Raw genomic sequence first — 1,890 nt, 5'->3', positions numbered from 1 at the left:
TGGTGGAGACTAGGAGAGTCGAACTCCTGACCTCCTGCGTGCAAAGCAGGCGCTCTACCAACTAAGCTAAGTCCCCAGCTTATCAATAAGTCAATGTATCTTTGATTTGGCTTGCGCTTCGTCAGTAGTGGTGGGTCTGACAAGACTTGAACTTGTGACCCCACGCTTATCAAGCGTGTGCTCTAACCAACTGAGCTACAGACCCTCAGATACATCGTCATGAAGAACAACTTGTTGTGGATTCTTACCGATCGTCAATCTTTCGTTAAGGAGGTGATCCAGCCGCAGGTTCCCCTACGGCTACCTTGTTACGACTTCACCCCAGTCATCGGCCACACCGTGGTAAGCGTCCTCCTTACGGTTAGACTACCTACTTCTGGTGCAACAAACTCCCATGGTGTGACGGGCGGTGTGTACAAGGCCCGGGAACGTATTCACCGCGGCATTCTGATCCGCGATTACTAGCGATTCCGACTTCATGGAGTCGAGTTGCAGACTCCAATCCGGACTACGATCGGCTTTTTGAGATTAGCATCCTCTCGCGAGGTAGCAACCCTTTGTACCGACCATTGTAGCACGTGTGTAGCCCTGGTCGTAAGGGCCATGATGACTTGACGTCGTCCCCGCCTTCCTCCAGTTTGTCACTGGCAGTATCCTTAAAGTTCCCGGCCGAACCGCTGGCAAATAAGGAAAAGGGTTGCGCTCGTTGCGGGACTTAACCCAACATCTCACGACACGAGCTGACGACAGCCATGCAGCACCTGTATGTAAGTTCCCGAAGGCACCAATCCATCTCTGGAAAGTTCTTACTATGTCAAGACCAGGTAAGGTTCTTCGCGTTGCATCGAATTAAACCACATGCTCCACCGCTTGTGCGGGCCCCCGTCAATTCATTTGAGTTTTAGTCTTGCGACCGTACTCCCCAGGCGGTCTACTTATCGCGTTAGCTGCGCCACTAAAGCCTCAAAGGCCCCAACGGCTAGTAGACATCGTTTACGGCATGGACTACCAGGGTATCTAATCCTGTTTGCTCCCCATGCTTTCGTACCTCAGCGTCAGTATTAGGCCAGATGGCTGCCTTCGCCATCGGTATTCCTCCAGATCTCTACGCATTTCACCGCTACACCTGGAATTCTACCATCCTCTCCCATACTCTAGCTTCCCAGTATCGAATGCAATTCCTAAGTTAAGCTCAGGGATTTCACATCCGACTTAAAAAGCCGCCTACGCACGCTTTACGCCCAGTAAATCCGATTAACGCTCGCACCCTCTGTATTACCGCGGCTGCTGGCACAGAGTTAGCCGGTGCTTATTCTGCGAGTAACGTCCACTATCCAGTAGTATTAATACTAGTAGCCTCCTCCTCGCTTAAAGTGCTTTACAACCAAAAGGCCTTCTTCACACACGCGGCATGGCTGGATCAGGGTTCCCCCCATTGTCCAATATTCCCCACTGCTGCCTCCCGTAGGAGTCTGGGCCGTGTCTCAGTCCCAGTGTGGCGGATCATCCTCTCAGACCCGCTACAGATCGTCGCCTTGGTAGGCCTTTACCCCACCAACTAGCTAATCCGACTTAGGCTCATCTATTAGCGCAAGGTCCGAAGATCCCCTGCTTTCTCCCGTAGGACGTATGCGGTATTAGCGTTCCTTTCGAAACGTTGTCCCCCACTAATAGGCAGATTCCTAAGCATTACTCACCCGTCCGCCGCTAGGTCATATAGCAAGCTATAATTCCCCGCTCGACTTGCATGTGTTAAGCCTGCCGCCAGCGTTCAATCTGAGCCATGATCAAACTCTTCAGTTTAAAATCAATAGTGCATATAGTGCACCAATCTTGGCTCATCAATTACTGACAAAAATTTGCTCAAATAAACTTCGAGTAATTTCTACC

General features: G+C 51.0%; 2 tRNA genes and 1 rRNA gene. All 3 read right to left on the bottom strand.

Features of this window, described 5'->3' with window-relative positions:
- The 3 genes from FB6_RS16500 to FB6_RS16490 all read right to left on the bottom strand — a co-directional run bounded on the left by FB6_RS16500 (nucleotide 1) and on the right by FB6_RS16490 (nucleotide 1,803).
- Nucleotides 1-76: transfer RNA gene (locus FB6_RS16500), tRNA-Ala, on the bottom strand.
- Between the two features lie 52 nt (nucleotides 77-128).
- A tRNA-Ile gene (locus tag FB6_RS16495) sits at nucleotides 129-205 on the bottom strand.
- A 61-nt stretch (nucleotides 206-266) separates the two neighbouring features.
- Nucleotides 267-1,803: ribosomal RNA gene (locus FB6_RS16490) — 16S ribosomal RNA — on the bottom strand.
- Between the last annotated feature and the right edge of the window lie 87 nt (nucleotides 1,804-1,890).

Source organism: Acinetobacter bouvetii, from assembly GCF_902753875.1.
In the GTDB taxonomy this organism is placed as follows: domain Bacteria; phylum Pseudomonadota; class Gammaproteobacteria; order Pseudomonadales; family Moraxellaceae; genus Acinetobacter; species Acinetobacter bouvetii_A.
This window is presented reverse-complemented; position numbering and strand designations above follow the sequence as displayed.